This window comes from Sphingobium fontiphilum (assembly GCF_014196635.1).
GTDB lineage: Bacteria > Pseudomonadota > Alphaproteobacteria > Sphingomonadales > Sphingomonadaceae > Sphingobium > Sphingobium fontiphilum.
In genome coordinates, this window is the sequence record NZ_JACIEB010000006.1 from 255,959 (window position 1) to 281,018 (window position 25,060).

21 protein-coding genes and 1 tRNA gene are annotated in these 25,060 nt (G+C 63.9%); 13 read left to right on the forward strand and 9 right to left on the reverse strand.

The window, feature by feature from the left end:
* Together GGR44_RS13665 and GGR44_RS13670 are read right to left on the reverse strand one after the other, a co-directional pair.
* Positions 1-1,239: an acyl-CoA dehydrogenase family protein gene (locus GGR44_RS13665; protein ID WP_183956083.1), complete on the reverse strand. Its 1,239-nt coding sequence runs from the start codon at positions 1,237-1,239 to the stop codon at positions 1-3.
* Between the two features lie 17 nt (positions 1,240-1,256).
* Positions 1,257-2,177, reverse strand: coding sequence for a VOC family protein (locus GGR44_RS13670; RefSeq protein WP_183956084.1), 921 nt, complete (start codon positions 2,175-2,177; stop codon positions 1,257-1,259).
* Positions 2,178-2,645: 468 nt separating this feature from the next.
* On the opposite strand from GGR44_RS13670, the gene clpB reads away from it, so the two are divergent.
* Positions 2,646-5,225, forward strand: a complete 2,580-nt coding sequence (gene clpB, locus GGR44_RS13675; protein ID WP_183956085.1) for an ATP-dependent chaperone ClpB — start codon at positions 2,646-2,648, stop codon at positions 5,223-5,225.
* 57 nt (positions 5,226-5,282) lie between these two features.
* Here clpB and GGR44_RS13680 read toward each other — a convergent pair whose 3' ends face one another.
* A complete protein-coding gene (locus GGR44_RS13680; RefSeq protein WP_221214377.1) occupies positions 5,283-8,303 on the reverse strand; it encodes a TonB-dependent receptor domain-containing protein in 3,021 nt (1,006 codons plus the stop codon).
* Between the two features lie 394 nt (positions 8,304-8,697).
* Here GGR44_RS13680 and GGR44_RS13685 point away from each other — a divergent pair, with 394 nt between their 5' ends.
* Entirely contained in the window at positions 8,698-9,243 is a 546-nt protein-coding gene (locus tag GGR44_RS13685) for a hypothetical protein (protein ID WP_246344658.1), read from the forward strand.
* A 3-nt stretch (positions 9,244-9,246) separates the two neighbouring features.
* Here GGR44_RS13685 and GGR44_RS13690 read toward each other — a convergent pair whose 3' ends face one another.
* Genes GGR44_RS13690 through xseA form a run of 3 tightly spaced genes read right to left on the reverse strand, consistent with a single transcriptional unit; the run spans position 9,247 to position 11,795 of the window.
* Positions 9,247-10,035, reverse strand: a complete 789-nt coding sequence (locus GGR44_RS13690) for a M23 family metallopeptidase (protein WP_183956087.1) — start codon at positions 10,033-10,035, stop codon at positions 9,247-9,249.
* A 26-nt stretch (positions 10,036-10,061) separates the two neighbouring features.
* Complete coding sequence (locus GGR44_RS13695; protein WP_183956088.1) at positions 10,062-10,271, reverse strand: DUF2093 domain-containing protein; 210 nt, start codon at positions 10,269-10,271, stop codon at positions 10,062-10,064.
* 24 nt (positions 10,272-10,295) lie between these two features.
* Entirely contained in the window at positions 10,296-11,795 is a 1,500-nt protein-coding gene (gene xseA / locus GGR44_RS13700; RefSeq protein ID WP_183956133.1) for an exodeoxyribonuclease VII large subunit, read from the reverse strand.
* Between the two features lie 7 nt (positions 11,796-11,802).
* Here xseA and purD point away from each other — a divergent pair, with 7 nt between their 5' ends.
* The 10 genes from purD to GGR44_RS13750 all read left to right on the forward strand — a co-directional run bounded on the left by purD (position 11,803) and on the right by GGR44_RS13750 (position 21,946).
* The gene (gene purD, locus GGR44_RS13705; protein WP_183956134.1) at positions 11,803-13,080 is read left to right on the forward strand and encodes a phosphoribosylamine--glycine ligase; all 1,278 of its coding nucleotides are present in this window, start codon (positions 11,803-11,805) and stop codon (positions 13,078-13,080) included.
* Positions 13,081-13,160: 80 nt separating this feature from the next.
* Entirely contained in the window at positions 13,161-13,661 is a 501-nt protein-coding gene (locus tag GGR44_RS13710) for a hypothetical protein (RefSeq protein WP_183956089.1), read from the forward strand.
* A 274-nt stretch (positions 13,662-13,935) separates the two neighbouring features.
* Positions 13,936-14,616, forward strand: a complete 681-nt coding sequence (locus GGR44_RS13715; RefSeq protein WP_183956090.1) for a DUF1796 family putative cysteine peptidase — start codon at positions 13,936-13,938, stop codon at positions 14,614-14,616.
* Positions 14,617-14,907: 291 nt separating this feature from the next.
* On the forward strand, positions 14,908-17,523 hold the full coding sequence (locus GGR44_RS13720; RefSeq protein WP_183956091.1) for a TonB-dependent receptor plug domain-containing protein: 2,616 nt from the start codon (positions 14,908-14,910) through the stop codon (positions 17,521-17,523).
* Between the two features lie 80 nt (positions 17,524-17,603).
* The gene (locus GGR44_RS13725) at positions 17,604-18,092 is read left to right on the forward strand and encodes a RidA family protein (RefSeq protein ID WP_183956092.1); all 489 of its coding nucleotides are present in this window, start codon (positions 17,604-17,606) and stop codon (positions 18,090-18,092) included.
* A 121-nt stretch (positions 18,093-18,213) separates the two neighbouring features.
* On the forward strand, positions 18,214-19,800 hold the full coding sequence (locus tag GGR44_RS13730) for a flavin monoamine oxidase family protein (protein WP_183956093.1): 1,587 nt from the start codon (positions 18,214-18,216) through the stop codon (positions 19,798-19,800).
* A complete protein-coding gene (locus GGR44_RS13735; RefSeq protein ID WP_183956094.1) occupies positions 19,797-20,192 on the forward strand; it encodes a c-type cytochrome in 396 nt (131 codons plus the stop codon). The genes GGR44_RS13730 and GGR44_RS13735 overlap by 4 nt, the downstream gene beginning before the upstream one ends.
* 11 nt (positions 20,193-20,203) lie before the next feature.
* Entirely contained in the window at positions 20,204-21,340 is a 1,137-nt protein-coding gene (locus tag GGR44_RS13740) for an aminotransferase class I/II-fold pyridoxal phosphate-dependent enzyme (RefSeq protein ID WP_183956095.1), read from the forward strand.
* Positions 21,337-21,498, forward strand: coding sequence for a hypothetical protein (locus tag GGR44_RS13745; RefSeq protein ID WP_183956096.1), 162 nt, complete (start codon positions 21,337-21,339; stop codon positions 21,496-21,498). Before GGR44_RS13740 ends, GGR44_RS13745 begins: the two co-directional genes overlap by 4 nt.
* A gap of 22 nt (positions 21,499-21,520) precedes the next feature.
* On the forward strand, positions 21,521-21,946 hold the full coding sequence (locus GGR44_RS13750; protein WP_183956097.1) for a RidA family protein: 426 nt from the start codon (positions 21,521-21,523) through the stop codon (positions 21,944-21,946).
* Between the two features lie 6 nt (positions 21,947-21,952).
* Here GGR44_RS13750 and GGR44_RS13755 read toward each other — a convergent pair whose 3' ends face one another.
* The gene (locus GGR44_RS13755) at positions 21,953-22,564 is read right to left on the reverse strand and encodes an LON peptidase substrate-binding domain-containing protein (RefSeq protein ID WP_183956098.1); all 612 of its coding nucleotides are present in this window, start codon (positions 22,562-22,564) and stop codon (positions 21,953-21,955) included.
* Between the two features lie 12 nt (positions 22,565-22,576).
* A complete protein-coding gene (locus GGR44_RS13760) occupies positions 22,577-23,488 on the reverse strand; it encodes a tetratricopeptide repeat protein (RefSeq protein WP_183956099.1) in 912 nt (303 codons plus the stop codon).
* A 315-nt stretch (positions 23,489-23,803) separates the two neighbouring features.
* On the opposite strand from GGR44_RS13760, the gene GGR44_RS13765 reads away from it, so the two are divergent.
* Positions 23,804-23,878, forward strand: a tRNA-Gly gene (locus tag GGR44_RS13765).
* A 20-nt stretch (positions 23,879-23,898) separates the two neighbouring features.
* Here the strand turns inward: GGR44_RS13765 and GGR44_RS13770 are convergent.
* Entirely contained in the window at positions 23,899-24,825 is a 927-nt protein-coding gene (locus GGR44_RS13770; protein ID WP_183956100.1) for a tyrosine-type recombinase/integrase, read from the reverse strand.
* Between the last annotated feature and the right edge of the window lie 235 nt (positions 24,826-25,060).

Below are 25,060 nucleotides of genomic sequence, written 5' to 3' on the forward strand. Positions count from 1 at the left end.
TCAGATGAAGTCGGGGTGGGCGATGTTGGGCTCGATCCCGAGCAGGGATTTGCCGAAGATTTCGTAGCCGACATAAGGAAGGTTCGCGGTGTGGCGCATGGCGAACACGGCATCGCGGTAGAAGCGCTGGATCGGGTTGGCATCGGCAAAGGCGCTGGAGCCGGCGAGGAACATCAGCTGGTCGACCGCCTGGGACAGGAGGTCGACGGCGAGCGACCCCTCGCCCTTGCTCTGCGCGCGCTGGTGCGGCGTCATCGGCACGCGGGTCAGCCCGACCTGGTCGATCAGGTCGCAATTCTTGAGGGTGAGGGCGACGGCGGCGGAAATCCGCGCGGCGGCCTCGCCCACTTCGCCTTGCGCCATCACCGCTTCGGCCTGACGGGCGTAGCTGGTGTAGACGATGGGGCGTTTTTGCGCCGCTTCCATTACCCGGTCCAGAATGGCGGTGGCGGCGCCGGCGACGACGGCATGGGCGGTGGCGCGCAGGAAGGGCATGAACGGCCAGAAGTCGGACGGCTCGCCGACGTGGCGCTTGCCGGGCTCATGCCCGCCGATGCCGAGCTTTGCGACATGAAAGAACTGCGCCTTGGGGATGAAAACATCCTTGGCGACGATGGTGTTGGAGCCTGTGCCCTTCATCCCCATCATGTGCCAGGTGTCTTCAATCGTGTAATCCTCGCGGCGCAGATAGGCGAAGCCGCCATGTTCGATCGAACCGTCGGGCTTGCGGATATTGACGCCGAGCTGGGCCCAGGAGGCATGGAGCGAGCCGGACGCATAGGGCCAGCGGCCATTGACGATATATCCGCCGTCAACCTCGTCCATCGTGCCCGGAGGATTGGCGATACCGCAAATGACCGGATGCTCCTTGCTGGAGCCAAAGATCGCCTCCTGCAGCGCATCGGGTCCGAGGCTCGCGACCCAGGTGGTGCCGTGAAGAACGGTATAGACCCATCCGACCGAGGGATCGGCCTTGGCCAGTTCCGCGCCGACCAGCGACATGGCGCGGGCGCTGGTGCCGAACCCGCCCCAGCGTCGCGGCGCGGCCATCGCCCAGAAACCGGCGTCGGTCAGCGCGTCGAACGCTTCGGGGTGCAGGGTGCGATGCGTGTCGCCATGCGAGGCATGTTTGAGCAGCAGCGGCTGCAACTCGCGGGCGCGCCCGACCAGTTCGCGCTCGGCTTCCTCGTTATAGCCTTGACCGGCTGCATTCTCGGCAATTTTCAGGACAGTCGCCATGGTTGTTTCCTCCGTGATCAGGCGGTGACGAGCGCCGGCTCGACGGGCTGCGCCTCTGCGTTTGCGATGAAGTCGGCTGGCGGCGGCGGGCCCCAGAGATAGAAGGCGTCCTCCGCCCTGCGGTCTCCGGGAACCCGGTCGGTATCGGCCGCGATCTGATCGAGGCCAGTGGTCAGTTCCACATGGCACCCCCAGGGATCGCGCACATAGTGGAAGAAATTGGAACCCAGCACATGACGGCCCATGCCCCACCCGGCATCGTAGCCCTGTCGGGCGAGGTGGGCGGCGCGCAAGCCTATCGCGTCGATAGTGCCCATTTCGAAACTATAGTGGTGAAGGCCCGGCCCGGATGACTGCGCCAGCGCCAGTATATGGTGGTCGCCGCCATGCGGGCTGTGCAGAAATGCGAGTTCGTTGTCGCAGCGATCCGCCACGCGCAGGCCCAGAACGCCGCAGTAGAAGTCCAGCGCCTCCGGCATGGCCGATACGAAGATCGCGGCGTGACACAGGTACAGCGGACGAGGCGTTTCGATCTCCCCGTGCAGCGGGGCGTGCGGCAGAATAAGCGATCCCGGCGCATCGGCTGCCGCAAGCGGCGCATCGCGCGCGACAAGCTCGCTTTCAATGCCGTCAGGTCCAATCAGGAGAAGCGAGGCATCGCGAGCCTCGATCGCGGCGTAGCCCGCCGCCCTCGCCCGCGCGCCGATGAGTGCGACCTCCGAAGGCAACGCGGTGAAAGTGAGGCGACGGAGTCGCCGCCCTGCCGAAGCGAGCCTGAGCGTCAGGCAATCGGCCTGAACGGCCGTATGCACCGAACACTGCATATCATCGGCAACCGCATCAACGCCGAGCGCCGCGAAGAACGAGGGCGCGGCCTTCAGATCGGGCACGTCCATGGTGACGCCGACAAGAGCGGTCACACCAACACTGAAACTCATTGAACAGTTTTCGTTCATTTTGTCTCTCCTGTGGCTGGTGTATATGGTCGAGACGGCAGCGCTTTGATCTGGGTCAAAATCCGGCCGCCAAATTTCGGGGAGGGCAATCAGCGTGCCTCCAACAGAAGGATTTGACCGACTGCGCATGGCGCGACGCCGGAGGGCCAAAGCGCCCGAGCGCGGTCGCTGGCGCCGCGCGCGCCGCTCATGCGCTGCGACATCGTCGGAACGGGTAACGATGGCTGGCGTTTGGAAAATCGCCACTGAGCCCGTTATCCTGGCTGTCATCACACCCAGCCACGGGCAACAATCGGGCCTTCGGCTTTGCTCCCCGGTGAAAAAGGCGGTGGCTCCGGCCGCAATGCCAAAATTCCGCTCCAACATTCATAGATAGGGATAAATGCGTAACGCCCCTTGTGTTGCTTTTGAGCAACACTACATTCTGCTTATCTGCACAAAGGGGATGACATGAACCTCGAAAAATTCACTGATCGCGCCAAGGGCTTCCTGCAATCGGCGCAAACCGTCGCCATCCGCATGAACCATCAGCGGATCAGCCCGGAACATCTGCTCAAAGCCCTGCTTGAGGATAATCAGGGCATGGCGGCGGGCCTGATCAAGGCCGCAGGCGGCTCCGCCGACGTCGCCGTGCGCGAAGTCGATGCGGCGCTGGCCAAAGTGCCCGCCGTGTCGGGCAGCGGGGCGCAGCAAACCCCCGGCCTCGACAATGACGCCGTGCGTGTGCTGGATCAGGCAGAACAGGTCGCGACCAAGGCGGGCGACAGTTTCGTCACCGTCGAGCGGCTGCTGCTGGCCCTGACCCTTGCAACGACGACGACCGCGGGCAAGGCGCTGGCGGCTGCGGGGGTGAAGGCGGAGGCGCTGAACGGCGCGATCAACAGCCTGCGGGGCGGCCGCACCGCCGACACGGCGGGCGCCGAGGATCGCTATGACGCGCTCAAGAAATTCGCGCGCGACCTGACCCAGGCGGCGAAGGACGGCAAGCTGGACCCGGTCATCGGCCGTGATGAGGAAATTCGGCGCACCATCCAGATCCTGGCCCGCCGCACAAAGAACAATCCGGTGTTGATCGGCGACCCCGGCGTGGGCAAGACCGCCATTGCGGAGGGTCTTGCCCTGCGCATCGCCAATGGCGACGTGCCCGATACGCTCAAGGACCGCACTTTGATGGCGCTCGACATGGGTTCGCTCATCGCGGGCGCCAAATATCGCGGCGAGTTTGAGGAACGCCTGAAGGGCGTTCTGGACGAAGTGAAGGGCGCGGAAGGCCAGATCGTCCTGTTCATCGATGAGATGCACACGCTGATCGGCGCAGGCAAATCCGAAGGCGCGATGGACGCGGGCAATCTGCTGAAGCCTGCGCTGGCGCGCGGCGAACTCCATTGCATCGGCGCGACCACGCTCGACGAATATCGCAAATATGTGGAGAAGGACCCGGCGCTCCAGCGGCGGTTCCAACCCGTGTTCGTGGGCGAACCGACGGTGGAGGACACCATCTCCATCCTGCGCGGCATCAAGGAGAAATATGAAACGCACCATGGCGTGCGAATCGCGGACGCGGCCATCGTGTCCGCCGCGACCCTCTCCAATCGCTATATCACTGACCGCTTCCTTCCCGACAAGGCGATCGACCTGATGGATGAGGCCGCTTCGCGCATCCGCATGGAAGTGGAAAGCAAGCCCGAAGAGATCGAGAATCTCGACCGCCGGATCATGCAGTTGCAGATCGAGCGCGAGGCGCTGAAGAAGGAGAGCGACCAGGCGTCGAAGGACCGTCTGGCGACCCTGGAGGCGGACCTTGCCAATCTGGAGCAGCAATCGGCCGAACTCACCCAGCGCTGGCAGGCGGAAAAGGACAAGATTGCGGGCGAGGCGAAGCTGAAGGAGCAGCTCGACGCCGCGCGCATCGCCCTCGAACAGGCGCAGCGCGGCGGCGAATATGCCAGGGCGGGCGAACTGCAATATGGCACGATTCCCGCGCTTGAAAGGCAACTGGAGGAGGCGCAGTCCGCCTCAGCCGGGGCGATGCTGCGCGAGGAGGTGACGAGCGAGGACATCGCCGCCATCGTATCGCGCTGGACTGGCATTCCCGTCGACAAGATGATGGAGGGCGAGCGCGAAAAGCTGCTCGCCATGGAAGCGGAACTGGGCAAGCGCGTCATCGGCCAGGCCGATGCGGTCAAGGCCGTGTCGACCGCCGTGCGCCGCAGCCGCGCGGGGTTGCAGGATCCCAACCGGCCGCTCGGCAGCTTCCTGTTCTTGGGGCCCACGGGCGTCGGCAAGACGGAATTGACCAAGGCGCTCGCCGGCTTCCTGTTTGACGACGACAGCGCGATGGTGCGGATCGACATGAGCGAGTTCATGGAGAAGCACAGCGTCGCCCGCCTGATCGGCGCGCCTCCGGGCTATGTCGGTTACGAGGAAGGCGGCGTGCTGACCGAAGCCGTGCGCCGCCGCCCCTATCAGGTGGTCCTGTTCGACGAGGTCGAAAAGGCGCATGGCGACGTGTTCAACGTGCTGCTTCAGGTGCTGGATGACGGCCGCCTGACCGATGGTCAGGGGCGCACGGTGGACTTCACCAACACCATCATCGTGCTGACGTCGAACCTGGGCAGCCAATATCTGACGGGCCTGGCCGACGACCAGAAGGTGGAGGATGTCGAACCGCAGGTGATGGAGATCGTCCGCGCGCATTTCCGGCCGGAATTCCTCAACCGCCTGGACGAGATCATCCTGTTTCACCGGCTGGGCGCGGATCATATGGCGCCGATCGTCGATATTCAGGTGGGTCGCGTGCAGAAGCTGCTGAAGGACCGCAAGGTGACCCTCGACCTGACGGATGCGGCGCGCGCCTGGCTTGGCCGGGTCGGCTATGACCCCGTCTATGGCGCACGGCCATTGAAGCGGGCGGTCCAGCGTTATCTGCAAGACCCCCTTGCCGACCTCATCCTGCGCGGCGAAGTGCCCGACGGATCGACGGTGAAGGTCGATGAAGGCGACGGCGGGCTGAGGCTGGAAGTGGGATAAAAGGAAAGGGGCGGCTCCACCCGGAGCCGCCCCTCTCTTTCAGGTTCCTGCTGAAGCTCAGAACTTCAGCTTGGCGCCAGCGTAGAACTTCCGGCCAATCACGTCATAGACGCCCGACAGGGTGCTGATGCCCGCGTCGCCGCCCAAAGTGCCGGGAATGAACGGCGCCTTGTTGTCCAGCAGATTGTCGGCGCCGACATAGAATTCATAATTGTCGCCGACCGAATAACGGACCTGGGTGTCGAGATAGAACTGCGAACCAACCTCGTAGAACTTGTTGGTCCCCGGCTTGGCGCCGGTGAGCTGATCATCCAGACTGGCCTTACCGATATAAGTTCCGGTGAAAGTCACGCCCAGCGAACCGATCGCGTAATTGAGGTTCGCCGTGAACCGATCCTTGGATGCCCCCACTTCGCCGGCGAAATAGTCCTTATCGGAGCCAGGGAGCGGGATGACATAGCCCTTCAGCAGATGGGTGTAGGCCACGTTCAGGCCAAGCGTACCGGCAAGGCCCCAACTGTCGAGATTCTGCTGATAGGCAAGAGACACGTCGATGCCGCTGGTGCGAAGACCGCCACTGTTCGATGCGCCGCTGTTCACCTCATCCAGCGAGCCCGCACTGTTGGCGCCTTCCGGAGTGGCGCGACGTACGATGAAGTCGCAGAAGTCCTGCTCACCCTGACCGTAGCATTGATCGAGGATGAATTGCAGCGGAGTCGAGACGATTGCGTCTGTCACCTTGATATCGAACCAGTCGACGCTCAGTGTCAGATTGCGGAGAGCATCAATCGACCGGGGATTGATGACCACGCCCACGGTCCAGGACTTGCCCTTTTCCTCGCCCAGATTGAGATTGCCGCCTGCATAGCTGGTGATGCCCTGAAGGTCTGCCTGAGAAACCGTGAAGGCGCCATTGGCCGCGATGTTGGCGAGAACGCCTGGGGCCGCGCGGCAATTGTCACCGAGAGCACCGCCACCCGATGCGGTGATGCCAGCGCATGGATCCTGCAAACCACTCGGGAAGTCCTGCAATAGCGGCGAATAAAGTTCCGAGATGTTCGGCGCGCGCGTTGATTGGGCACGGGTCGCGCGGAAACGAATGTCCTCGACGGGGGCCCATTCCAGACCATAGTTATAGCTGAAAGTCTTGCCGACCGTCGAATATTTCGAGACACGGATGGCGCCGCGGGCATTCAGAGTCTTGAAGAAGGGCTGATCGGCCAGGATGGGAACGATCGCTTCGACATAGCCTTCCCAAACATGGAAGCGCCCCTTGGTCGGCGGCAAGGCGTTGCCCGCGTTAAGACCAGCCTGCGTCAGCGCGTCGAACTCGCTGCTGGAGAATTCCCGGCGATATTCGGCGCCCGCCGCGATCGAAATGGGATCGGCCCCCAGGCCCAGCGAGAAAAGTTCGCCAGTCACGCCGGCAGACGCGACCGATTGCTGGATCTTCGTCGTCAGGCTGGAAGGCGCGGCCAGATATGCAGCCGCAGGCGCGAGTGAATTCGCCCCGAAGATGTTGGCGGGAACACAGCCCTGCGCCCGTGCAGTGGCATCAGCGCAGATGATCTCGGTTGTGTTTCCGTTGCCATTCAGGTCGGTTGTATCGACAATGGCATTGAGCGCATTGCGGAAGTTCAGGACATTCACCTGACCCGTGCCTGACTGCGCTTCCTTCGTCTGGCCGAAGACATAGGACGCTTCATAGCGCCATGTGCCGCCGATACTGCCGTTCACGCCCACGACAAGGCGGAAGGTGTCACGATCAACCTTGCTGGTACGCGGCCCGAGATCGGCAAGCCGCTTGTCGAAGAAGATATCGCGCAGGCCGTCGCCATCGGTATCCGACGCATCATTAAAGATTGCAGTCGGCACGAACGGGTTACGAACCACAGTTCCGCCCACGAGCGTTTCAATCGGCACCTGACCGGTTTCGGTGATGTAGGTGGAGTCGAACGGGAAGGGCTCAATGTTGGTTGCAGAACTGGTCGATGCGTAGGTCCCCTCCATGAAGAAGTTCGCGCTGTCCGATACCTCGTAATTGCCCTTGAAGGCCGCGAGATAGCGTTCGACCGGCACCGCGAAGACGCGGAAGTCGGAACGATTGAAACCGTCCGGGCCGATGGTCGATCCAGGGGCCAGTCCGCACGCTGCGACGGCCGACGGGTTTGTGCTGCCGTTGGTGGAAGCGCAGGGGCGCAGAGCGCCAGTGTTGCGATCATAGGTCCAGACATAGTTGTCCGAATAATAACGGCCACGCGGGTTAAAGCCCGAATAGAAGGGACGGATCGGCGTGAACAGATCCTCATCCGCGCCGGTAACGGCTGCGCCGAGGCTTTCCTCGTCAATCGCCATCGACCCTGCTTCGGTGCTGCGGTCCTTGGTGAAGATGCGCTCCTGCTTGGTGTAGCCGAGATACAGCATCACATTGCCGCGGTTATCGCCGAAATTGCCGCCCAGCGTCATGTTGAGCTGCTTTTCGGCGCCATCACCGCGACTCGTCAGGCCATATTGACCGCCGACTTCCACGCCCTGGAAATCGCTCTTGTAGATGATGTTGACCACGCCTGCGACCGCGTCCGAACCATAAACGGCCGAAGTGCCGCCAGTCACCACGTCAACGCGTTCGATGAACTGGGCGGGAATGGTGTTGAGATCGACAGCGGGGCTGCCGGGAATGCCCGAAACCACGCGACGGCCATTGATCAGAACAAGCGTGCGATCAATGCCCAGGTTGCGCAGGTCCACCGTCGCCGCGCCAGCGCCGCTGGTGGCGAAGCCGGTGTTGGTGCGGCTGAAAGTCGGCGCACCAAAAGTGGGATTCTTAAGAAGAATGTCCTGCAGGTTGGGGACACCCGAATTTTCGATCTGGGCGGCGCCGATCACCTGAACCGGCGCGACCGAGGTCGCGTTCGGCGAAACGATGCGCGATCCTGTAACGATGATGGCTTCGCTTTCCGATGCATCTGCGCCCTGCGGGGTGTCTTGCGCGGTTGCAGCCGAAGCGATCAGCGACGCGCCCAGAATGGCCGGTGCGACGCCGGCGCGCAGAAGCGCCCTTTTGGAGAATGTTTTCACGGTCCAGTCCCTTGCTCTGGAGTTTGGCGGAGAGCCCGCCATTTCTTTGTACCTATGGGGGGATTTTGGTGCCCGACAGCGATCCCCTCATATGGATGGCGATGAAACTGCGCGGGGAGACCGGCTGTTGTAAAGCGGTCGAGAGTGCGGTTTACCGCTTTTGGATGGGCCTGTATCATAAATGCAACAAGGCTATGCTAGGCGTGAAGACTCCCTATATAGCAAGAAAATTTCGCCGATGCTGGAGGTGTTGCAGTATTAATGCCACACCTATCGCAGTGTCGATCAAATATGGCGGCGGCATGGCTTCATCGCCTGTTCATGCACGACATTGACGTTCACGTTGGCCGGTGCATGGTGATGGCATGAGATCGAATGTTGGCAGAGGCGAAGCATGAAAACATGGATGGAAGCAGCAGCGGCGATGTCGATCTGCCTTTTGGCCGCGCAGGCGCAGGCCGCGCCCGGCAAGCAGCAGCCGCGCCCGGAGATATTCACCAACCTCCTGAATTGTCGGTCGATAGCCGATGATTCCCAGCGCCTCGCCTGTTTCGACCGGCAGGTCGGCGCGATCGAGGCCGCCGCGCAACGCGATGAGGTGGTGGTGCTCGACAAGAGCGAACTCAAAAAGACACGCAAGACGCTGTTCGGCTTTTCCTTCCCGAAGCTGCCCTTCCTGGGGGACAGCGATGGCGACCGGGATGAAGCGCGCGAGGAAGAGGGGGTCAGCCACATCGAGGAGAAGATCGTGTCGCTCCGCCACCTGGGCTATGGCAAGTGGCAGATCGGACTCGACGATGCACAATGGGCCACGACTGAAGCGATAACAGGCCGGGAACCCGAGGTGGGCCAGATGATCGAAATCCGCCGGGGGGCGATGGGCGGTTTCAGGGGCAAGATTGCGGGTGGCCGGCCGGTTCGGATGAAGCGGATCAGTTAAACTTCATCCCGCCGCCATCGCCCCCGCGACCAGCATCGGGTCGATGCGCGCGTCGTTCCACTTCATGCCCCAGTGCAGGTGCGGTCCGGTGGCTCGCCCGGTCGCGCCGATGGCGCCGATCACCTGTCCCTGACTCACATGGTCGCCCTCCTTCACGTCGATGCGCGACAGATGGAGGAAGGCGCTGTTGAGGCCCATGCCATGGTCGACCATCAGCAAATGCCCCTCCAGCGTGAAGGGCTTGTCCGCCGCCAGGATGACGACGCCGTCGGCGGGCGCGACAACCGGATCGCCCGTGGCCCCGGCGACATCGACCCCGCCATGATAGGCGCCCGGCTGCCCCTGATAGATGCGCTGCGAACCGAACAGGCCGGAAATGCGCCCCTGGCGCGGCCAGATGAATGTCTGCCGCCAGCCCGCTGCGTCCGTGACCTTCCCTCGAGCCGCCGCGATCCGCGCCAGTTCGGGTCGACGAAGGTCCAGAAACGCCTCGCTGCTTTTCACGGGACGCAGTGGCGCATTGATCCGCTCGATCCGCCAGTCGCGCGGCGCGACCTTTATCGCCCGTTCCACCGTGCGGCCATCGGCAAGGCGCGCGACCAGCCTTGCGTCCGGCCCAGCATCCCGGTCGAAGGCGATCAGAAAGCGGCCATCGGCGGCGACCGGCACCGACTTGCCGTCCAGTGTCAGGCTGGCCGTCCCCTTGGGCGCGGAACCTGTCGCCGCGCCGCCCTGGCTGAGCGCGCCGGAGAGCGGGATTTCGAGCGCAGGCGCAGCGGCGACCAGCATCATGGCCGCTAAGGGCAGCGCCAGCCGGATTATGCCCCGGCTCCGGGCAACTGGGCTTTCGCCGAAGCGGCGGCGTCGGCATAGGGCTCCTGCCGGGCGATGCTCCAGTAACGCAGATCCTCCAGCGCGATCGCCTTGCCCGTCACCGAGCACAGCACATGGTCGCCCGGCTGCAACACGCGAAAACTGTAGGCCATATAATGGAGTCGCGCGGGACCGCCCCGGTTCGTCATCAACATCGCATTCGTCCTTTCGGCCGCAGTTCAGGAAAACAGATCCTGTTGCCGCCCTTCCTTTTCCGCGCGCGGCTTGCGCGCAATCTTCGTCGGTCGGGATATATCCTCTCCCGCCCCCCGCTCAAGGGGCGCGCCTGCACCATCGACATCGGCCGCCACTTCGCCATCGGCAAAGCGCAGTTCCACGCGCCCCGCCGCCCGCGCCGCATCGGTCGTGCGGACGAGCTGGCCGCCCGCCATCACTCGCGCAAAGCCCCGCTGCAAGGGCCGGTCTGGATCGTTCGAAGCGAACAGCCGCGCCATCCGGTCCAGCGCGACCTGCGATTCTCCCAGCCGCCGGGTCAGCAATTCGGGCCGCAACCCTATCCGCTCCAGCCGCTCGGCCGCACGCGCCGCCTGCGCCTTGAGCAGCGCCGGGCGCAGCGCCCCAGAACTGTCCGCCAGCGCCGCGCGGGCAGCGGCCAGCCGATGGCGCAAACCATGGTCGAGCCGGGCGCCGGCGTCATCCAGCCGCTGGCGCTGTGGCGCGAGCAGCATGTCGGGCGCGGGCATCAACCGCGCCTGCATGTCCAGCCGCTCGCGCGCCTGGGCGATGCCGCGCCGCACGGAGCGGCTCATGCGCAAACCCTGTTCGGCCAGCATGGCGAGCAGGTCGGCGCGCACCGGAACCGCCATTTCGGCGGCGGCGGTCGGCGTCGGCGCCCGACGGTCGGCGGCGAAATCGCACAGCGTCGTATCGGTTTCATGCCCCACCGCCGAAATGATCGGAATGGAACAATCGGCGACGGCGCGCACCACCGCTTCCTCGTTGAACGCCCACAGATCCTCGATCGATCCGCCGCCGCGCGCCACGATCACCAGATCGGGGCGCGGCATCGGGCCGCCGCCGTCCATCGCGCTGAAACCGCGCACAGCGCGCGCCACCTGCTGCGCCGCGCCCTCGCCCTGCACCAGCACGGGCCACAGCAGCACCTGCGTCGGGCAGCGATCCGCCAGCCGGTGGAGAATGTCGCGGATCACCGCGCCCGTGGGCGACGTCACCACGCCGATGACGCGCGGCAGAAAGGGCAGCGGCCGCTTGCGTTCCGGCGCGAACAGCCCTTCGGCCGCCAGTTGCTGCTTCAGCTTTTCGAGCAGCGCCATCAACGCGCCTTCGCCCGCCAGTTCCATGCGGTCGATGACGATCTGATATTTGGAACGCCCAGGATAAGTGGTCAGCTTGCCGGTGGCGATCACCTCCACCCCGTCCTGCGGCGCGAAGGCGAGACGCTGCGCCCCGCCCTTCCACATCACCCCGTCAATGACGGCATTGTCGTCCTTCAGCGCCAGATAGAGATGGCCCGAAGCCGCCCGCTTGAAACCCGAAATCTCGCCGCGCAGGCGGACATGGCCGAAACGATCCTCCACCGTCCGCTTCAACATGCCCGACAATTCGCTGACGGAGAGCGGCGGCGCGTTGTCCCCCGCCCTTTCCTCCGCTAACAGGCGGCCCGACACATCAAATCCGGTATCGAGATCAGGCGACATGGGCGACATCAACATCCTTCTGCTTGGCGGCGGCGGCCGCGAACATGCGCTGGCTTGGAAACTGGCGCAATCGCCCCGGCTGGGCGCGCTGTTCGCCGCGCCGGGCAATCCGGGCATAGCCGACCATGCGACATTGGTCGACCTTGATGCGACCGATCATGCGGCGGTCGTGACATTCTGTCGCGCCAACGCCATCGGCCTGGTCGTCATCGGGCCGGAAGCGCCGCTGGTCGACGGCCTCGCCGACACGCTGCGCGCCGCCGACATTCCCGCCTTCGGCCCCGGCAAGGCCGCCGCGCAACTGGAAGGGTCGAAGGGCTTTACCAAGGATTTGTGCGCCCGCGCCAAAATCCCGACAGCAGGCTATGTCCGCGCCGGGACCAAGGCCGATGCTCTCGCCGCGCTCGAAGGCTTTGCTATCCCCGTGGTCATCAAGGCGGACGGTCTGGCCGCCGGCAAGGGCGTCATCATCGCCATGACCCGCGAAGAGGCGCTGGCGGCCCTCGACGAAATGTTCTCCGGCGCCTTTGGTTCGGCGGGCGAGGAAGTGGTGATCGAGGAGTTCCTGACGGGCGAGGAGGCGAGTTTCTTCGCCCTGACCGATGGCAGCGCGATCCTGCCCTTCGGCTCCGCGCAGGACCACAAGCGCGTCGGCGATGGCGACACCGGCCCCAACACCGGCGGCATGGGCGCATATAGCCCGGCGCGGGTGCTGACCCCGGAACTGGAGGCGGAAGTCATCGAAACGATCATCCGCCCCACCGTCGACACCATGGCGGCGGACGGCATCCCCTATTCGGGCGTGCTTTATGCGGGCCTGATGCTGACGCCGGACGGCCCGAAGCTGATCGAATATAATGCCCGTTTCGGCGACCCGGAATGCCAGGTGCTGATGAGCCGTTTCGATGGCGACCTTGTCGACCTGCTGCTGGCGGTCGCGCAGGGGCGGCTGGCCGATCAGGGGCCGGTGGCGCTGGCCGATCGGACCGCGCTGACCATCGTCATGGCCGCAAACGGCTATCCCGGCACACCCGAAAAGGGCGGCGCCATCGCCAACATCGCGGCGGCGCAAAGCGCGGGGGCCAAGGTGTTCCACGCAGGCACGGCGATGAAGGACGGCGTGCTCGTCGCCAATGGCGGACGCGTCCTCAACGTCACCGCCAGCGGCGACAGCGTGGCCCAGGCGCAGGCGGCGGCCTATGCGGCGGTCGACGCCATCGAATTCCCCACCGGCTTTTGCCGCCGCGACATCGGCTGGCGGGAGGTCGCGCGCGAAGCGCAGTGACGCAGCCGGCGGGCTTGTCGAAGCGGCCGGCGCGCCTAAATGGTTCGCATTCAAGGGATTGAAAGAGAGAAAGGCGAGCGATGCAGCAATTTCTGATGGATTATGGCCTGTGGCTGCTTGCCGCGGCGCTGATCGTCATCGCCGTCGTTTTTCTGCTCACCCGCGGCGATGGGGCGGGAGCGCCCCCCACAGAGCAACCGCTCAGCGCCGCTGAGGCCAATGCAGTGCCGATGGAACCCATCGCAGCCGCCATCGCTCTGGTCGCGCCTGAACCGGCGGAAACGGCGCCACAAGCGCCCGCGCCCGCTGCGCAGACGGCCATGGCAACGCCCGTCAGAGAGGAAACCGACGACCTGCTCCGCATGAAGGGCGTTGGACCGAAACTCAACGCCCGCCTGATCGAACTGGGCATCACCCGCTTCAGCCAGATCGCCGCGTGGAGCGCCGCAGACATCGAAGCGGTCGACGCGCAACTGGGCGCGTTCAAGGGCCGCCCGGTGCGCGACCAGTGGGTCGATCAGGCCCGCTATCTCGCCAATGGCGACATCGCCGGGTTCGAAGCGAAATACGGCAAGCTCTGAAAATAGGCGCTTGTCGCCGCCTGCGCCGAACCAATGACCGGCGGCGGCGCGCCGCAACCGACCGGCATTTCATCGCGATCAAAGCTGTTCCCGCTGCAAACACTGTTGCATTTTAATGTCTATCGTTTAAGTAGATTAAATCCACCTCGCATGAGGCGACGCGGCTGAGGCGCTGACGTCAGGCTGCATTCTCCCACCCGCCAATCCCTGTTCCTTGAGAAGGCATGGCCTTTTCCGGGGCTGGACCGGCGCGCCCTTTCCGAGGAGCACAGCGATGTCCGATACGTCCTATACCCATATCGTCAGCCTGGGCGCCTGGTGTCAGGTCGCCAGCCAGATCAAGACATGCACCGGCGAACTCGCCACCGGCCCCTTCGACTGGCTGGTCACGCCCCTGCCCGCCCTGGTCCGCATATTGCGCGACGACGGACAGGGCCTTGCGCTGGCGGCCCTTGCCGAGGGCGACACGGCGATCTGCCCGACCTATGGCTGCCTTTACCACCATGAATTCGAACGCGACGCCGCCCGGCGCTGCATCATCACCGACGAAGCCCTTGCGCGGACGCGCTCCAAGCTGCTCCACAAATGGGACTCGCTGAAACAGAAATTGTCGGATCGGCAGCGGACCCTGTTCGTCCGTTTCGGCGGTGACGCCCGCCCGGCCCGCGCATGGCCGTATCATTTCGATCCGCACCGGACATGCAGCGCCGAGTTGAACGCGCTGGACGATGCGCTGGCCAGCCGATTCCCCGGACTGCCATTCGACATATTGCATGTCTGGCATGAACAGATGCACCCGTCCGACTTCAGCGCCCCATTGTCGCCGCGCATCCGGCTTGCGCCCATGACCACGCCATCCCACCGCGACTGGCGCGGCGACGCCATGGCCTGGGAGGCGCTGTTCCACCGGCACGGCGTCGCTACGCTTCCCCAAGCCGTTCCGCAGGCCGCCTGATCGACCAAGACCCAAGGCCGGGGGCTGTCCGCAATGGCGGCCCCCGGCGGCTGGCATCGCCGAAAATGCTGCGTCGCAAAACTGATCCCAGACCCCTTTCTCGCGCCTCCACTCCGCCCCCTGGAATATTGCGCCCACAGCAACGCAGCGGCAACATATCGGAAAATGCAGCGTAACATCGCTGGCCGCAGCAGCCTTTGTGACAGTTTTTTGCAACGAGGACTGGCGGAATTCCGGACAAGCTTCGTTCAACCCCGCGACGAAACATAATATCGCAAAGGGGTAGCGAATATGTCCGGACGAACCGCGCTGAAATTATCTCTCATTCTGGCCTCATCCTGGTCGGCCTGCGCCATGGCCCAGGTCGATGCTGCACCGCAAACGGATGAAGGCAACGAGATCATCGTCACCGGCACCCGCGCCGTCGGCATGCAGGCGGCGGAATCGGCGGCGCCGGTGCAGGTGCTGAGCGCCGATGCGATCAGCCGTGTCGGCCAGCCCAACCTCAACCAGGTGCTGACCCAGATCGTCCCGAGCTTCACCGCCCAGACCCAGGGCACCGACATGTCGAGCTTCTCGCTGTCGGCGCGCCTGCGCGGCCTTTCGCCTAACCACACGTTGATCCTGGTCAACGGCAAGCGCCGCCATGGTAACGGCATTCTTCAGGTGCTTGGCGCCTTCTCCGGCTCGGCCGCGCCCAGCATCGACCTCATCCCGCCGGATTCGGTCGCGCGTGTCGAAGTGCTTCAAGAAGGCGCGGCCGCCGTTTACGGAACCGACGCCATCGCGGGCGTCATCAACTTCATCCTGAAAGATCAGGACGAGGGCGGCAGCTTCAAGATCACCGGCGGCCAGCACTATAACAGTGAAGGCGAACTCTTCTCCATCTCCGGCAATATGGGTTTCAAGCTGGGCGAAGACGGCTATTTCAACATGAGCCTGTTCCACCGCCGTCAGGACTATACCACCAACGGCAAGGGCCAGATTCAGGTCACGCAGGCCGATGGCACGCTTCAGCCCAACGCACCGGCCCAATGGTCCAATCTGGCGGGCGATGCGCTGGCCAACATCAACGGCGGCCAGCCCAAGTCGCGCCTTACGCTCGGCTTCTACAACATGGGCTACGACTTTGGCGGGGTCGAAGTCTACAGCTTCGGCGATGTCGCCCGCCGTGAAGGCTGGGCCAACCAGGGTTATCGCCACCCCAAGCGCATCTGCTATGACGACGGCACGGTCGGCAGCGGCGGCGTCACACCGTCCGCTTATGATCCCGCGCTTTGCTATGGCGACACCGGTGTGTGGGGCATGGTTCCCTTGCAGCATGTGATCGAGGACGAATATAGCCTGACCGTCGGCGCCAAGGGCGAAGTCGGCGGCGGCTGGAACTATGACATCAGCGCCAGCTATGGCTATCAGAAGAATGAAATCTGGACCGAACGCTCGGCCCATCGCGAAGTCTGGCAGGAAAGCTATGCCGATTCGCTGAACGGCATCGGTTCGCCCAATACGCCCGACAAGGCCTATGATGGCGGCTTCCGCCTGAGCCAGACGACGGTGACGAGCGACATCCGCAAGGAATTCGAAGTCGGCATGGCGTCGCCGCTGACCTTCGCCTTCGGTGGCGAATATCGTCGCGACATGTACGCGATCGTCCAGGGCGATTATTATTCGACCTACAAGACCGGCGTTCAGTCATTCCCCGGCTACAAGGCGACGGACGCTGGGCGCTACACCCGCAGTTCCAAGGCCGGATATATCAACTTCATCATGGAGCCGGTGGAAGGATGGACGGTCGACCTTGCCGGTCGTTATGAAGACTATACCGATTTTGGCGACACGCTGATCGGCAAGATCACGACCCGCTATGACTTCAGCGACGCCTTCGCGATCCGCGGCACGGCAAGCACCGGCTTCCGCGCGCCGACTCTGGCCGAACAGAAATATTCGACCATCAACGTCGGTCCGACCAGCGCCGTGGCGCAGCTTCCGGCTGGCACGCCCGCCGCGCAGCTGCTCGGCTTCGGTCCCCTCGGTCCGGAAAAGTCGAAGAACTTCTCGGCTGGCATCGTTGTGCGTCCGGCCCCCAAGCTGGCCATCACGGTCGACGGCTATCTCATCAAGATCAAGGATCGGATTGCCGCCACCGCGTCGCGCAACGCCGTGCAGGGCGGCGTGGTGCAGCCCGGCGCGGATGCGATCTTCGACGCCCTCGCTGCGGCTGGCATCGTGCTGGACACGGGGCTTCAGACCGTCGGCGTGCAAAGCTTCACCAACGGCATCGACACCCGGACCTGGGGCATCGACGTGTCGGCAAGCTATCCGGTGTTGCTGGACTTTGGCACGCTCAACCTTTCGCTGACCGCAAACTACAACAAGACGAAGATCACAAACAACAAGGTCGGCTATCCGCTGTTCAACGCTGCTTCGGAAAGCAATATCGAAGACTCGACGCCGGACTACAAGGTTGTCGCCGGCGCCCTGTTCAAGAGCGGCAAGTTCAGCCTGAATGTTCGTGAAACCTTCTATGGCAAGACCAGCATGCTGGTGCGGCCCGGCTTCACTTCCCGCGATGCAATGGGCAACATTATCATTCCCGATGGGGGCTTCCTGATTCCCGACGCTGCCGGTGGAGCCAACCAGCTCTACTTCAACGGTGTCGTCAAGGCCGCCGCGATCACTGACATGGAAGCAAGCTACGCCTTCACCGACTTCGTCAGCTTCTCGCTGGGTGCAAACAATCTGTTCGACAAGCGCCCCGAAGTGCCCAATATCCTCAAGGGGGTGACACCGGCTCCGGGCATCTCGCCATATGAGAACGGATCAGGCGCATGGAACGCCTATTATAACCACGGCCCATATGGCGTCGCCGGAGGTTATTACTACGCCCGTATCGATTTCAAATTCTGACGGGTCGCAACGGAGGGCCGGTCCGGCGACGGATCGGCCCTTTCTTTTCACATTTTGCCATCAATCGGGGAGACGCTGAAATGAAGGCGGCATTGGGATGGACTTTGGCGCTTTGGGCACTCGGCATGACGACAGCCGCGCAGGCGCAGGTCACTCGCAAACAGAGCGACGCATCGCCCATCGCCTCATCCGCCACCGTGGCGGCGGGCGCCACCCTCTATTTCCTCTCGGGCGCGACCGGCGCGCCGATCGACCCCAAGGTCACCGACACGCCCGACGCCTATGGCGATACCGAGGCGCAGACCATGTCGATCCTCACCAAAATGAAGGCGCAGTTGGCCGACCTTGGCCTTGGCATGGGCGATGTCGTGAAGATGACCGTGTTTCTGGTCGGAGATCCGAAACTGGGCGGCAAGATGGATCGCGACGGCATGATGCGCGCTTATCTCAAATTTTTCGGCACCGCTGAACAACCCAATAAGCCGACGCGCTCGGCCTTCCAGATCGCGGGCCTCGCCCGGCCGCAGCAACTGGTCGAGATCGAGGCGATCGCCGCCAAGGCCCCCTGATCGGAAAAGGACCAACCCTCCGTTCGTGTCGAGCGAAGTCGAGACCGGGCGCTGATGCTTCTCGACTTCGCTCGAAGCGAACGGATGTGAAACGTCCGGGCGCTATAACAGGGGGACGCACATGACCGAAATGACCACGCCCAGTCGCCGCCAGCTTCTGACCCTGATCGGCAGGATGGGCGGCGCGGCCGCCATGTATCAGGCGATGACCGCGTTCGGCCACGCCGCCGAAACGCAGTTTACCGGACCGCCGGTGCTGACTGGCGCGAAGCCGGGCGCTTCGGTGGTTGTGCTCGGCGCGGGTCTTGCCGGCATGGTCGCCGCCTATGAACTGACCAAGGCGGGCTATTCGGTCAAAATCCTGGAGTTTCAGGATCGCCCCGGCGGCCGCAACTATACGCTGCGCGGCGGCGACAGCTTCACCGAAAGCGACGGCACGGTGCAGAAGGTGCAGTTCGCGCCGGGCAATTACATCAATCCCGGCCCCTGGCGCATCCCGCACCATCACAGATGCCTGCTCCATTATTGCCGCCAGTTCGGCGTCGCGCTGGAGCCGTTCATCCAGCTCAACCATAATGGCTTCATCCATAGCGGCAGCGCCTTTGGCGGCAAGCCGATGCGGTACAAGGAAGTCGCCACCGATTTTCGCGGCCATACGTCCGAACTGCTGGGCAAGGCGCTGAACGCGGGCGCGCTGGACCAGAGCGTCAGCGCGGAGGACAAGGAGAAGCTGCTGGAGGCGTTGCGCCACTGGGGCCTGCTGGACAATAACATGGCCTACACGTCCAGCGTCCATGTCTCGTCGCAACGCGGTTACGATCAGCCGCCGGGCGGCGGCCGCAACGGCGCGCCGACCCCGTCGCAGATCGCTGGGCTCAGCGACGTGCTCGACCCGCAGGTGTGGACCGCCATGTCCTTCTACTTCAACTATGTGATGCAGACGACGATGTTCCAGCCGGTCGGCGGCATGGACATGATCGGCAAGGCCTTCGCCAGACAGGTCGGCAAGCTCATCACCTATAACGCCAAGGTGACGAAGGTCGCACAAGGCGGCGACGGCGTCACCGTCAGCTACAAGGACGCGCCATCGGGCAAGATGCAGAGCGTCAGCGCCGATTATTGCGTGTGCACCATCCCGCTGTCGATCATCAGCCAGGTGGAGATGCAGGTCGGGCCGAAACTAGCCGCCGCGATGAAGGCCGTGCCCTATGCCGGGCAGCTCAAGATGGGGCTGGAGTTCAAGCGTCGCTTCTGGGAAGAAGACGACAATATCTATGGCGGGCACAGCTTCACCGATCAGGCCATCGCCCAGCTCTCCTACCCCAATGACCGCATGTTTTCCAAAGGCCCCGCCGTGCTGCTGGGCGCGTTCGCCCGCGATCTGGGCGCTTTCCAGCTGACGGCGATGACGCCCGAACAACGGATCGAGGCGGCGCTGAAACAGGGTGAGGTGTTCCATCCGCAATATCGCAAGGAATATATGAACGGCGTGTCGGTGCCGTGGAGCCGCGTGCCCTGGATCCTGGGTTGCACCTCACGCTGGAGCGAGGCCAACCGCGAGAAACATTACAGGAATCTGGTCGAAATGGACGGCCGCGTCGTGCTGGCGGGGGAACATGCCAGCTATTATGGCGGCTGGATGGAAGGATCGCTGCTCTCCGGCATCGACGCGATCACCCAGATCCACGAACGGGTGACGGCGGCATGAGCGAGCGACCCGCTCTTCTGTTGCTGGCCCTCCCGCTGCTGGCGCTGCTCGCCGCGCCCGCCATGGGCGACACGCCGGGCAGCGTGCAGGCGAAGAACAATATGGCGGAAGGCAAGGCGCTGTTCGAACAGATTTGCGCCGCCTGTCACATGGCCGATGCGCGGGGCAGCGGCGATGGCGCGATTCCCTCGCTGGCGAGCGACGCCAATCTGGCCGATCCCGCCTATCCGGTCGGCGTGGTGATGAACGGCAAGGGCGCGATGCCGCCCTTTGCCGAGTTGCTGACGCCCGCGCAGGTCGGCGCGGCCATCACCTATGTCCGCACCCATTTCGGCAATGATTATCCGCAGCCCGTGACCGAAGCGGACGTCCGGAAACTGGCCCAGCCCTGAAGGAAGTTGGAATGAGCGAGATGATCGACCGCCTGTCCCGCCGCGCGCTGATCCGCGGCGCCATGGGCGCGGCGGCGCTGGCGGGCGGCGTCCCCGCCATCGCCCAGCGCGGGCGCAAGGTCGCCTTGCCCGACGACCCCAAAGGCATGGTGGCCACGCTCACCGACGGCGTGTTCATCAACAGCAACGAACATCCGCTCGGCCCCTGCCCCGCCGCGCTGGAGACGCTGTCAGGCCTGGAAAAGCTGTCGGGTCGCTATGGCATGGCCTTTGCGGGCAAACTGGAAAGCCTGTTCGCCCGGCAGAACGGCCTGACCCCTGAACAGGTTCAGGTCCACCCCGGCTCCTTCATGCCGCTGCGTTCGGTGGCGCTCGCCTATTCCAGCGCTGATCGCCCCATCGCCTATTTCGAACCGACCTTCGACAGCGGCTTCGTGGGCAAGGGCGCGAACAGCGTCACCCGCTCCGTCGCGGTGCCCCTGTCGGGCGATTATGCCGTGGATGTGAAGGCGCTTCTCGCCGCCGCCCCGGATGCGGGCGTCTATTATCTGTGCAATCCCAACAACCCGACCGGCCTCGTCACGCCGCGCGCCGACATTGAATGGCTGCTCGCCAACAAGCCCGCCCGGTCGGTGCTGCTGATCGACGAAGCCTATATCCACTTCAGCGACGCACAAAGCTGCCTCGATCTGGTGGCGAAGGGCGCCGATGTGCTGGTTGCCCGCACCTTCTCCAAGATTTACGGGCTGGCGGGGCTGCGTTGCGGCATCATCGCCGGGCGCAAGGACTTGCTCGACGGCATGGCGACCTATGGCGTCAACATCACCCCCATGCCCGCCGTGGTCGCGGCCGAGGCGAGCCTGCTCGACCCTGGACTGCTCGCGGAACGCAAGGCCTATAACAAGGCGGTGCGCGACGACCTGTTCGCCTGGGCCGACGCGCGCGGCATGCGTTACCTGCCCTCGCAGGCGAGTTTCGCCATGCTTCATGTCGGCCGCCCCGGCGCGGAGGTCACCGCCGCGCTGGCGAAGGAGAAAATCTTCATCGGCGGCCCGCGCAAGCATATGGAGGACTGGGTCCGCGTCTCCTTTGGCACGCCGGCGGAAATGCAGGCGTTCAAGGCGGCGTTCGCGCGGATCATGGCGTGAAGCTCAGCCGCCGGGAGGCTTTGGGGGCGGCGATGCGCAACCTTGCGGTGTCAAAAGAGCCGCTGGCCGCCCCGCTGGCCAGGGCGCACGTGGACCTATCATTTTCCAATGACCAGAGCGACATCGACCGACTGATCGCCGCGCTGCCGTACGTCTGACCCGCAAAGGAGCCTGTCCCCCATGAAAAGCCTGAAAATCGCCGTCGCGCTCGCCGCCTTCGCCCTGGCCACGCCCGCCCTGGCGCAGCAGGCGATGCCCGCGAAGCTGCCCTTCTCCCCGTCTGTCCGGGTCGGCGACACGCTCTATATGTCGGGCCAGATCGGCCAGGCGCCAGCCGGCATGGACCCGCACAAGGAAGGGTTCGACGCGGCGGTCAAAGGGGCGATGGATTCGATCGGCAAGATTTTGGCCGACAATGGCCTCGACTTCGGCCATGTCGTCAAATGCACGGTGATGCTGGACGATATGGCCGACTGGCCGCGCTTCAACGCCGTCTATGTCCCCTATTTTGACGGCAAGCGCCTGCCCGCGCGGTCGGCCTTTGGCGCCGATGGCCTCGCGCTGGGTGCCCCGCTGGAAGTGGAATGCATCGCCGCCTTCAAATAGGGGCGGTCATTGCATGGTCGCGCCGCCCTCCGGGTCGGCGCGACCGAAAAACTGCATCAGTTGAATCGTCCGTTCCGCCCGTTCGGACAGGCTGTCGGCCTCCAGCAATATCTGCTTGGCGGCCGGGTCGAACGGCGCGATCTGGGCAATGCCGTTGACCAGCGAGGCATCGTCCAGCCGCGAAACCGCATTCCAGTCGACAACATAGCCCAGCGCCTGCGCGAAACGTCGCGCCTCCATTTCCAGCGCCGCCCGCTCGGCCATGGCCAGCGCATCGTCGTCGCCCTCGCCCGGCTGCTCAATGTCGGCTTCGACCTGACGAAAGGGGGTCGTTACATCCAGTTCGCGCAACACGCGAAAACGGGCGATGCCGGTCAGGATGATGTTGAACCGCCCGTCCTCCAGCGCCTCGAACTCGCCGATATGGCCGACGCAGCCCATGTCATAAAGCGGCGGTGCGGCCCCGTCGCCGCGCGGTTGGATCATCCCGATCCGCCGGTCGCGCGCCATCGCGTCGTGCATCAGCGCCCGGTAACGCGGCTCGAAGATGTGCAACGGCAACATCATGCCGGGCAACAGCAGCGCGCCCGACAGGGGAAAGATGGACAGGCGCGCCACCTCCGCCGCCCGTCAGGCGAACAATATCTGCGACAACCGGCGCCGGGTCGCCGACACCCACGGGTCTTCCAGCCCGACCGCCTCGAACAAGGTCAGCAGTTCCGCGCGCGCCGCGCCATCGTTCCAGCCGCGATCACGCCGCACGATTTCCAGCAGCGCGTCGGCCGCCCCGTCGCGGTCGCCATTGGCCATCAGGCCTCCGGCCAGATCAAACCGCGCCTGATGATCGTCGGCATCCGCCTCCAGCCGCGCCAGCAGGGGCGACAGGTCGGCAACGGGGCGGGCATTGCGCGCCAGCGTCAACGCCGCGCGGGCGCGCTCGACCGCCTGATCCTTTGCCGCTTCGGGCGGCAGCGCGGCGATCAGCGTATCGGCCTCGTCCAGTTGGCCCAGCGCGACAAGGGCGCGAACCATGCCCGATGCGACATCCGCATTGCCCGGCGCCATCGCCTCGATCTGCTGAAAAACCGACAGCGCGCGATCCGCCTCGCCGCCGTCCAGCAATTCCTCGCCCATGGCAATCAGCGGCGCGATTTCCTGCGCCTGCGCCTTTTCATCCGATTCAATCGGCAATTGCGCCAATATCTGGTCCAGATATTGTTTCAGCTGCCCTTCGGTGCGCGCCTGGCTCAGGTCCGCAACCGGCTGCCCCTGAAACACGGCATAGACGGTGGGGATGGACTGGACCTGGAACTGGCTGGCGATGAAGGGATTTTCGTCAACATTGATCTTCACCAGCTTGACGCCCTTGGGCGCATATTCGGCGCAGACCTTCTCGATCACCGGGGCCAGTTGCTTGCACGGCCCGCACCATTCGGCCCAGAAATCGACGACGACGAGCGCGGTCCGCGAAGGATCGACCACGTCGCGGCGAAACGCCTCAATCGCCGCCCTGTCCTTCTCGCTCAATCCCAACGTCGCCAATGCCTGTCTCCCGTTTGTGTCCGGCCATCGCCCGGCCCCCTTCATAGCCCGCTATATGGGTGGCGTCACCCTCGCGCGGCAAGGGGCGGGCTTTGCATATGGCTGAATGGAGGGCCGGAATGCAAAAGCGGCCTCACTCAGTCGCGCGCCCCTGCTTCAGCCAGCGGCCGCCATGCGACAAAATCCGCTCGCTCCGCCCTCGACGCAAAAAGAATGGGGAAATGACATTTCCTGCAAATCCCCTCTTGCCGACCGCAAAAACCGCTGCTAGTTGCCCCCCTCACCCGCCGAGAGGAACGTCCTCCGGCCGCCAGAGCGGGCGTAGCTCAGGGGTAGAGCACAACCTTGCCAAGGTTGGGGTCGAGGGTTCGAATCCCTTCGCCCGCTCCAGTTTTTCCGATTGAAATCATTTACATAACTTCTGTGCGTGGGATGGTGAATGGCTTCGGCTGGCACGCAACTGGCACGCAGTTTGCGGAGACACGGGGCAGCTCCATCCCCAGGTCCGCGAAATACCCGTCGATAGCCGCCCGCCCCGCGCTCAGATAATCAGGAGAGAAGACAGCATAGCTTTCCGTGACGCCGGGCCTGCGATGTCCCAACAGGCCTTCAACTTCCCATGCAGGAACACCCCTTCCCCGTAGTTCGGCGGCCATGGTGTGGCGAAGGCTGTAGGGAGTTATGTCGGCAGAGAGGCCTGCATTCTTGACCGCCCTCGCAAACGTCTTCTTGACGCTTCTGATCGGTTTGTCGCGCCAGGTCACGAAGCGGACGACTTTGCGATCAAAGACGAACGGCATTAGCGTATCCGTGATCGGCACAGTGGGCCGATACTTTTTGGTCTGCTTGCGCCCCTTTGGATTGAGGTTGATTGAGCGATATTCCAGATCGACCTGGGCAGGTGCGAGGTCCAGAACTGCTTCCGGTCGTCCAAGCGTGTTCAGCATCAGCATGGAAAATGTATAGAGGTGCGGCCATTCCTGAACGGCTGAGAGGAAGCGCCGCATTTCGGATTTCTTCAGCCGGTATGCCTCCTTGGCATCGCTCCGGTCGGACACATGCTCGATGAACGGTGGTGAGGTAATCTCTCCCCACTTCCACGCGAGATTTAGTGCAGCCCGACCCACAGAGAGGATTCTGTCGACATACGAGTTTTTGTAATCGCGCGCTTTTAACCAGGTCCTAAACTCGCGCTGCCGAGGAATAGATAGGTCGGCAACTGTTGCCTCACCCCAAAACTCGTTCCACAGCTTCAAGGCGAAGCGTTGGGTGTCGTGGGAAGCGACATTCGCACCGTGCCGGTCCCAATATCGGATCAAAACGGTCGCCAGCGGCATTTCGACCGGCGGAACGTTCTTCAGTTCCGCCTTCTTTGTGACCAGTTCGGCCAGCTTCAGCTGGGCTTGCTGAAAATCGCTTGTGCCAAGTGACCTGCCCCCCGCTGGTCCCGCGGTTATAACGAGAGTCCGCCGGTTTGTGCACTGCTACCCAACCTTGGACCGCTCGGGTCTAGAGATTTCCGCCTGGTCCGGGTCCGGAGGGCTGGTGGCTCCGGTCGGGTTTGCCAACATG

Bases quoted from the DNA above. Each gene is read 5' to 3' on its own strand.
- GGR44_RS13665 (WP_183956083.1), bottom strand. From the start codon at position 1,239: ATGGCGACTGTCCTGAAAATTGCCGAGAATGCAGCCGGTCAAGGCTAT.
- GGR44_RS13670 (WP_183956084.1), bottom strand. From the start codon at position 2,177: ATGAGTTTCAGTGTTGGTGTGACCGCTCTTGTCGGCGTCACCATGGAC.
- clpB (WP_183956085.1), top strand. From the start codon at position 2,646: ATGAACCTCGAAAAATTCACTGATCGCGCCAAGGGCTTCCTGCAATCG.
- GGR44_RS13685 (WP_246344658.1), top strand. From the start codon at position 8,698: ATGAAAACATGGATGGAAGCAGCAGCGGCGATGTCGATCTGCCTTTTG.
- GGR44_RS13690 (WP_183956087.1), bottom strand. From the start codon at position 10,035: ATGATGCTGGTCGCCGCTGCGCCTGCGCTCGAAATCCCGCTCTCCGGC.
- GGR44_RS13695 (WP_183956088.1), bottom strand. From the start codon at position 10,271: ATGTTGATGACGAACCGGGGCGGTCCCGCGCGACTCCATTATATGGCC.
- xseA (WP_183956133.1), bottom strand. From the start codon at position 11,795: ATGTCGCCTGATCTCGATACCGGATTTGATGTGTCGGGCCGCCTGTTA.
- GGR44_RS13710 (WP_183956089.1), top strand. From the start codon at position 13,161: ATGCAGCAATTTCTGATGGATTATGGCCTGTGGCTGCTTGCCGCGGCG.
- GGR44_RS13715 (WP_183956090.1), top strand. From the start codon at position 13,936: ATGTCCGATACGTCCTATACCCATATCGTCAGCCTGGGCGCCTGGTGT.
- GGR44_RS13720 (WP_183956091.1), top strand. From the start codon at position 14,908: ATGTCCGGACGAACCGCGCTGAAATTATCTCTCATTCTGGCCTCATCC.
- GGR44_RS13725 (WP_183956092.1), top strand. From the start codon at position 17,604: ATGAAGGCGGCATTGGGATGGACTTTGGCGCTTTGGGCACTCGGCATG.
- GGR44_RS13730 (WP_183956093.1), top strand. From the start codon at position 18,214: ATGACCGAAATGACCACGCCCAGTCGCCGCCAGCTTCTGACCCTGATC.
- GGR44_RS13735 (WP_183956094.1), top strand. From the start codon at position 19,797: ATGAGCGAGCGACCCGCTCTTCTGTTGCTGGCCCTCCCGCTGCTGGCG.
- GGR44_RS13740 (WP_183956095.1), top strand. From the start codon at position 20,204: ATGAGCGAGATGATCGACCGCCTGTCCCGCCGCGCGCTGATCCGCGGC.
- GGR44_RS13750 (WP_183956097.1), top strand. From the start codon at position 21,521: ATGAAAAGCCTGAAAATCGCCGTCGCGCTCGCCGCCTTCGCCCTGGCC.
- GGR44_RS13770 (WP_183956100.1), bottom strand. From the start codon at position 24,825: ATGCCGCTGGCGACCGTTTTGATCCGATATTGGGACCGGCACGGTGCG.